6 protein-coding genes are annotated in these 7,221 nt (G+C 69.2%); 1 reads left to right on the top strand and 5 read right to left on the bottom strand.

Features of this window, described 5'->3' with window-relative positions; translation table 11 throughout:
- Nucleotides 1–147 precede the first annotated feature (147 nt).
- Nucleotides 148–744: a hypothetical protein gene (locus AD428_RS20195; protein WP_053244477.1), complete on the top strand. Its 597-nt coding sequence runs from the start codon at nucleotides 148–150 to the stop codon at nucleotides 742–744.
- A gap of 85 nt (nucleotides 745–829) precedes the next feature.
- Here AD428_RS20195 and AD428_RS20190 read toward each other — a convergent pair whose 3' ends face one another.
- From AD428_RS20190 to AD428_RS20170, 5 genes are all read right to left on the bottom strand, one after another.
- Nucleotides 830–3,043, bottom strand: a complete 2,214-nt coding sequence (locus AD428_RS20190) for a TonB-dependent receptor (protein WP_369798799.1) — start codon at nucleotides 3,041–3,043, stop codon at nucleotides 830–832.
- Between the two features lie 282 nt (nucleotides 3,044–3,325).
- Nucleotides 3,326–4,855, bottom strand: coding sequence for a M81 family metallopeptidase (locus tag AD428_RS20185; protein ID WP_053246371.1), 1,530 nt, complete (start codon nucleotides 4,853–4,855; stop codon nucleotides 3,326–3,328).
- Nucleotides 4,852–6,135 carry a Zn-dependent hydrolase gene (locus tag AD428_RS20180; RefSeq protein ID WP_053246370.1) on the bottom strand — a complete coding sequence of 428 codons (1,284 nt, stop codon included), beginning with the start codon at nucleotides 6,133–6,135 and terminating at the stop codon, nucleotides 4,852–4,854. Before AD428_RS20180 ends, AD428_RS20185 begins: the two co-directional genes overlap by 4 nt.
- Before the next feature lie 54 nt (nucleotides 6,136–6,189).
- The gene (locus AD428_RS20175; RefSeq protein WP_053246369.1) at nucleotides 6,190–6,891 is read right to left on the bottom strand and encodes an ABC transporter ATP-binding protein; all 702 of its coding nucleotides are present in this window, start codon (nucleotides 6,889–6,891) and stop codon (nucleotides 6,190–6,192) included.
- Nucleotides 6,888–7,221 (bottom strand): ATP-binding cassette domain-containing protein (locus AD428_RS20170; protein WP_152968167.1); only part of this gene is annotated, 334 nt, incomplete at its 5' end. The genes AD428_RS20170 and AD428_RS20175, both read right to left, overlap by 4 nt.

The following is a 7,221-nucleotide window of genomic DNA, read 5'->3' as shown; positions in this document are numbered from 1 at the left end:
GGCACCTGGGCGCCGCGCCGCCCGGCCTCGCCTGAGCGCGACTGGCCGCGCGGGCGGCTCCGGCCAGTACGCTTGCATACAATTGCGGCCACGACGCCATCCGCCGTCCGCATATGCCGGACGCGCTTACCTGGAGAACCGCAGTCCATGTTCCGGCACCTGGCCGCGCCCCTCGTTCTGCTCCTGTGCGGCTGCGCCGCCACGCCGCCCTCCGATCCGGAGAACCTGTGCGAAATTTTCCGCGAGAAGCCGGACTGGCACGACGCCGCCTTGCGGATGCAGAAGAAATGGGGCGCGCCGGTGCCGGTGCCCATGGCGATGATGTACCAGGAGTCGTCGTTCCGGCACGACGCCCTGCCCCCGCGCGATTACCTGCTGGGCTTCATCCCGTGGGGCCGCGTGAGTTCGGCCTATGGCTATGCGCAGGCCAAGGACGAAACCTGGGCCGACTACAAGCGCGAGGCCGGCGGCTGGACCTCGAGCCGCGACGATTTCGCCGACGCGATGGACTTCATGGGCTGGTACATGAACAAGACCCAGCGCATCAACGGCGTTTCCAAATGGGACGCCTACGGCCAGTATCTCAACTATCACGAAGGCTGGACCGGCTACCGCAACCGCAGCTACGAACGCAAGTCCTGGCTGAAGAAGGTGTCGCAGCGGGTGCAGGCGCGCGCGCAACGGTTCGCCGCGCAGTACCGGCAGTGCGAAGGCGAACTGACGCGCGGCGGCTGGTTCTGGTGAGGCGGCGCCGGCTTGCGGCGCGCGCAAAAAAAAGGCCGGGCGGCCCTCGCGGGCCGGCCCGGCTTGCCGTTGCGCCCGAATGCGGTCAGAAGTCCATGCTGGCGCTGAACATGAAGGTGCGGGGGTTGCCGAGCACCAGGTAGCCGTTGCCCGGATAGCCGCCCACCGACGACCAGTAGTCGCGATTGGCGATGTTTTCCACCCGCGCGCGCAGGGTAACCAGGTGGCCGTTCACGTCCATCATGTAGCGCACGCCGGCGTCGAAACGCGTCCAGCTCGGCACCTTGAGCGTATTGGCGTCGTCGGCATAGGACGAGCCCGTGTAGACCATGCGGCCGTCGACCGTCAGCCCCTCGACGCCCGGGATATCCCATTCCACGCCCAGGTTGGCCTGGAAGCGCGGCACGCCGATAACGCGGTTGCCGTCGATATCGGAATCGCCGGTGGAGCGCTGCTTGGCGTCGAGCCAGGTCAGGCCGCCCAGCACGCGCACGCTGCGTGTCGCCTCGCCGTAGAACGTGAGTTCGACACCCTGGTGGCGATCCTTGCCCGATGCGGTGAAGTTGTTGTTGTCGTCATAGGTCGCGCGCGGCTTGTCGGTCGAAAACAGCGCCAGGCCCGCGCCCAGCCCGTCGCCCTCGTACTTGGCGCCGATTTCCTTCTGCTTGGAAACGTAGGGCGCCAGGCTGGTGCCGCCGTTGGGCACGGGCCTGCCGTTGGCCGTCTCGGGCGCGGTGTCGCCGGCGACCAGCGCCTCGATGTAGTTCGCATACAGCGACACGCTGGGAGCCACCTTGACCACCAGGCCCGCAGCCGGCGAATTGCGACTGCCGTCGTACGCGTCGTTTTCCTTGCCGGTGTTGTAGGCATAGCTGCGCGAGGACAGGCGCTGATGGCGAATGCCCAGCGTCAGCAGCACCTTATCGTCGAGGAACGACAGCGTGTCGCCGATCGCATAGCTGCTGGTGCGGACGCGGCGCTGCAGGCCGGGATCGTCCAGATCGTTGCCGCGCAGCGCAGCCGCGCTGAAGGCGGGCTTGTCGTAGGAGATGGGATCGTAGATGTTGGTCGGGAACGTGTTGGTGTAGTCCATCACGTAGGCGTTGCGCGTCTTCTGGTCGAAGAAGGCTGCCGAGGCGACGATTTCGTGTCCGACCGGGCCGGTGCGCAGCTTGCCGCGCAGGCCGATTTCGCCGGTGTCGATGCGGTCTTCGCGCGTGTTGTCGAAGCGGTAGAAGGTGCCGTCGCCGGTGCTGCCGTTATTCACCGTGACATTGCCCAGCGAGTTGGCCTCGTCGCTGCGGCGCATGCCGAAAGCGGCCCAGCCCGTCAGCTTGTCGTTGAAATCGTGCTCCGCCCGCAAAGTGCCGAACACGTCGCGTTCGTTGGAATAGGACCACGGCTGCGCAAAGTTCGAGCTGGCGTCGGGCGCGTCGGGCACGCTGGTGACGCCGCCGCCCAGCGTCACGTTGGGCCGCGCCCGCTTCAGCTTGTTCTCCTGCCAACCGATGTCGGCCGACAGGCGCGTGTCGGCGGAGCGCCAGTCCAGGCCCAGGGCGAACACGCTGGTGCGCGAATGACCGTCGTCCACGGCGGTATCGCCGCTGGTCTGGCCGGCATTGAACCGGATCCCCGTGCTGTCGTCCGGCCCGAAGCGGCGGGCGATGTCGGTGGAGAGCTGGACCTGGCCGTTGTCGGTGATGCCCGTGGTGACGCGGGTGAGCGGGTCGTTGGGCGCGCGCTTGGGCACGAGGTTGATGACGCCGCCGATGCCGCCGCCGCCCGGCGCGGCGCCGGTGAGAAAGGCCGACGCGCCGCGCAGCACTTCGACGCGCTCGAAGAGTTCGGTGGCGATGTACTGGCGCGGCAGCAGGCTGTAGAGGCCGTTATAGGCCACGTCGTCCGAGCCGAGGATGAAGCCGCGGATGAAGTACGACTCCTGGAAATTGCCGAAACCGCGCGCCACGCGCACCCCGGGGTCGTTCTGCAGCACGTCGCCGACGCTGCGCGCCTGCTTGTCCTGGATCAGCTCATTGGTGTAGCTGGTGATGCTGAACGGCGTGTTCATGATGTCCTGCGTGCCCAGCACGCCGACGCGTCCGCCGCGGGCCACCTGGCCGCCGGCAAAGGGCTGGGCCAGGCCGCCGGCCGAGGCGTCGGCGCTGGCCTCGACCTTGATGGCCTCCATGGACACCACCGGCCCCTGGCCGGCACCGGATGCCGGCTGCGCGGCGGTCTGGCTGTAAGCGACGGGCAGGCAGCACGGCAGCGCGGCCACCATGCTGGCAAGGATTTTCATTTTCATATCGGGAGGTCCGCTTGCGCGGGATTTTCGTTGTGAAACCACGGAATCCCGATGGGTCACGCATATGCGACGCGGCCGTTGCCGCAAGCACGGCCACGGGGCTGTCAAGGCCCGATCGCCAAGGGGGCTTCTACTCTACGGGGCATGATACAAAAAGAGGAATCATTCTCATTGAAATTTCCAAGTGCTGAACATGTGAATGTTGCCCTCGGGCAACGGCCCTAAAAAACGAATGCCGGGCATGCCCGGCATTGACGAACGCGCCCGACGCGACGGTCAGCCCTGCTCCAGCCGCCATGCCTGCGGCGCGCGCCGCGGATCGTAAGCCTCGGGCGCCAGGGGTTCCAACGGAAAGAGCGGCCGCTCGCGGCGCCGGAAATCGAAGAGCGACCAGTCCGAACTGGTCACGCCCGGACTGTCGCACTCGACCAGCGCCGACGATATGGGCACGAACACGGGCCGGCAGTACATGCGCGACTTGACCAGGATGTAGCGCGCCTCGGCGGGCTCGAGCCCGACGCTGCGGAACACGCCCAGGTCCCAGGGCTCGTGGGTGCGCTCGGTGACGACCAGCCGGGCCGCGCCGATGTCCAGCACGGCGCTGCGCCCCATGCAGGCAAGCTGCCCCGTATAGGTGGGGCCGGTAATGCGGTATTCCCCGTTGGTGAGCGCGCGCACCGTGCCGCGCAGCACGACCGGACGCGCCGGCCGGCCGATGGATTCGATGGGCCGCTTGTTGCCGACCGGCAGCTCCACCTGCGCGCCCACGCCGGCGCGCGCGAGCGCGGCCACGGCTTCGGGATCGCAGTACAGCCCGGCCTGGATGCCTTCCAGGCCGGCATCGAGTGCGGCCATCAGCACGTCCATGGTGTCGCAGGTGCCGCCGCTCATGCAGTTGTCGCCATGGTCGAGCAGGAGCACCGGCTTGTCCGCGCCGCGCGCCAGTTCCCGCGCGCGGGCCAGCGATTGCGCAAGCGGCTCGCTGTGGTAGAGAAAGCCCTCCCTGCGCGCCCAGATCGCCGCGGCCATGTCGCCTGCGATGCGCTCGGCTTCTTCGCGGCTGCCGTCGGCCACCACCACCACGCTGAGGCAGGGGTGGGGAATGTCGGCCAGCCCGAAGCCCGCCAGCACCGACACGCCCAGCGCGCCGTCGCCTCGGCCCGCCCGCGCGGCCTCGACGGCCTCGCGCATGGCGCCTTCGTCCGTATTGCTGCGCAGGGTGTGCGAAACCAGGGGCAGGCGGCGCCAGGCCATGACGGGGCGGATGCGGCGGTCCATGGCCGCGAAGAGCAGCCGGCCGGCGTGCTCGCCGGTTTCGTACATGTCCACGTGGGGATAGGTCTTGAAGCTGACGATGACGTCGGCGTTGGCGATCATTTTGGCCGTGACGTTGCCGTGCAGGTCCAGCGCCACCGCGATGGGCGCGCCGGGCGCGGCCCGGCGCACGCGCTCCAGCAGGTCGCCCTCCCCGTCGTCCGTGCCTTCCGCCGCCATGGCGCCGTGCAGGTCGAGCAGGATGGCGTCGCACCCGGGCGCGGCCGAGACGATGCGGTCGCAGATCGCCGCATAGGCGTCGGCCGCCACGCGGCCACTGGGATAGGCGGTGGCCGAGACGGGCGTCACCAGCTCTGCTCCGCGCGCCTCGGCAAGGTCGATGAAGGCCGACATGGCGGTGCGCTTGCCATGGTTCTCGGCATACGCGTCGGCGCCATACGTCGGGCCGGCCAGGCCGAAAGCGGAAAGCGGCGTGGGCACCGGCGAAAACGTGTTCGTCTCGTGGTTCATGCGCGCGATGAGGACTTTCATGCCCGGGCCTCCTCGGCGGCCTCGACGCGGCCGCAGCAGCGCAGCATGGCATGCAGCAGCACGTTGCAGCCGGCCTCCAGGTGCTCGGGCCGGGCGTCTTCGATCTCGTTGTGGCTGATGCCGTCCTTGCAGGGTACGAAGATCATGGCCGTGGGCGCGACGCGCGCCATGTAGACGGCGTCGTGCCCCGCGCCGCTGATGATGTCCAGCGAGTCCAGGCCCAGCGACGCCGCACCGTCGCGCACCGCCTGCACCAGCGCGGCGTCGAAGGGCTGGGGCGCGAAATAGACCACTTCCTTGCACGACACTTCGAAGGCGCCGCCCTGCTCCAGCTCGCCGCAGGCGCGGGCCAGCGCGCGCGCCATGCCGTCGAGCGTGGCGTCGTCGGCCGCGCGCAGGTCCACCGTGAGCGATACGCGGCCGGGAATGACGTTGCGCGAATTCGGAAAGACGTCCAGGCAGCCCACCGTGCCGCGCCCGTGGGGCGCGTGGTCTTGCGCAATCCGGTTCACGGCGCGCACCAGGTCGGAGGCCGCGAGCAGCGCGTCGCGGCGCAGGGCCATGGGCGTGGGTCCGGCATGCGCCTCCTGGCCGGTGATGACCACGTCGTACCAGCGCTGGCCCAGCGCCCCCGCCACCGCGCCGATGACGATGTCCTCGGATTCCAGGATGGGGCCCTGTTCGATGTGGGCCTCGAAGTACGCGGCGGCCGCGCGGCCGCCCACGGGCTCGGCGCCGTCGTAGCCGATGGCCCGCAGCGCCTCGGCCACGGATACGCCGTCGCGGTCGCGCGCGGCCAGGGCGTGTTCCAGCGTGAAGGCGCGGGCGTGTACCCCGGACCCCATCATCACGGGCACGAAGCGCGAGCCTTCCTCGTTGGTCCAGACCACCACCTCGATGGGCGCCTCGGTGCGCAGGCCGCGGTCGCACAGCGTGCGCAGGACCTCGATGCCGGCCAGCACGCCGTAGTTGCCGTCGAACTTGCCGCCGGTGGGCTGGGTGTCGATGTGGCTGCCGGTCATGACGGGCGGCAGGTCCTCGCGCATGCCCGCGCGGCGCATGAAGATGTTGCCGATGGCGTCCACGCGCACGGAGCAGCCCAGTTCGCGCGCCCACGCGGTGACGCGGTCGCGCGCCTGGCGGTCCAGGTCGGTGAGCGCCAGCCGGCACACCCCGCCCTTGTCCGTCGCCCCGATGCGGGCCAGGTCCATCAGCGACTGCCACAGCCGGCCGCCATCGACGCGCAGCGCGCGCACGGCCTCCAAAGTCGTCAGTTCCATGCCGTTTCCTCTCCGTCTTGCGGGCGCGGCGGGGCCAGGGCGCCTGGATGCGCCCTAGACGCCCACGCCCAGATACCTGTCCTTGACGTTCTCGTCGGCGAGGAATGCCTCGTTGCCGCCCTCGTAGACGATGACGCCCTGCTCGATGATGAAATGCCGGTCCGCAAGCTGCGTGCAAACCTCGAGGTTCTGCTCCACCAGCAGGATGGATACGCCCGCCTGCTTGATGAGCCGGATCTGCGCCACGATTTCCTCCACGATGACCGGCGCCAGCCCTTCCACGGGCTCGTCCAGCATGAGCACGCGCGGGTGGTTCATGAGCGCCCGGCCGATGGCCAGCATCTGCTGCTCGCCGCCCGAAAGCTGGCCGCCGCCGTTGCGCCGCCGCTCTTTCAGGCGCGGGAAAATGCGGTAGATGTCGTCCAGTTGCCAGGGCGAATCGCGGCGCATGCCCAGCCTGAGGTTTTCCTCCACCGTGAGCAGCTTGAAGATGCCGCGGTGCTCGGGCACCAGGCACACCCCCAGCCCGGCCACCTTGTGCGCCGGCAGCCCGGCGATGTCGCGCCCGCCGTAGCGCACCGCGCCCTGGCGCGGCGCGATCACGCCGGCGATGGTCTTGAGCGTGGTGGACTTGCCCGCGCCGTTGCGCCCCAGCAGTGTCACCACCGAGCCTTGCGGCACCGAGAGCGAGACGCCCTGGAGTATGTGGCTCTTGCCGTAGTAGCTGTGTATGGCGTCGACCTGCAGCAGCGTCATTGGCGTCCTCCGGTGATCATGTTGCCGAGATAGGCCGTGCGCACCCGCTCGTCGTCGCGGATGGCGCGCGGGGGCCCTTCCACCAGCACCCTGCCCTGCTGCATGACCGTGACGGTGTCGGAGATGTCCATGACGATGCCCATGTTGTGCTCGATGAGCACCACGGTATGGTCCTCGCGCAGGCTGCGGATCAGCTGCTTCATCTCGTCCAGGTCGTCCACGCCCATGCCCGAGGTGGGTTCGTCGAGGAAGATGGCGCGCGGCTGGGCCGCCAGGGCCATGCCGACTTCCAGCCGGCGCTGCTGGCCGTGCGAGAGCGCGCCCGCCGCG

The organism is Achromobacter sp. DMS1 (assembly GCF_001270295.1).
The sequence above is the reverse complement of the archived record's forward strand: the minus strand, read 5'-3'. Positions and strand labels throughout refer to the sequence as shown.

Bases quoted from the DNA above. Each gene is read 5' to 3' on its own strand.
- AD428_RS20195 (WP_053244477.1), top strand. From the start codon at position 148: ATGTTCCGGCACCTGGCCGCGCCCCTCGTTCTGCTCCTGTGCGGCTGC.
- AD428_RS20190 (WP_369798799.1), bottom strand. From the start codon at position 3,043: ATGAAAATCCTTGCCAGCATGGTGGCCGCGCTGCCGTGCTGCCTGCCC.
- AD428_RS20185 (WP_053246371.1), bottom strand. From the start codon at position 4,855: ATGAAAGTCCTCATCGCGCGCATGAACCACGAGACGAACACGTTTTCG.
- AD428_RS20180 (WP_053246370.1), bottom strand. From the start codon at position 6,135: ATGGAACTGACGACTTTGGAGGCCGTGCGCGCGCTGCGCGTCGATGGC.
- AD428_RS20175 (WP_053246369.1), bottom strand. From the start codon at position 6,891: ATGACGCTGCTGCAGGTCGACGCCATACACAGCTACTACGGCAAGAGC.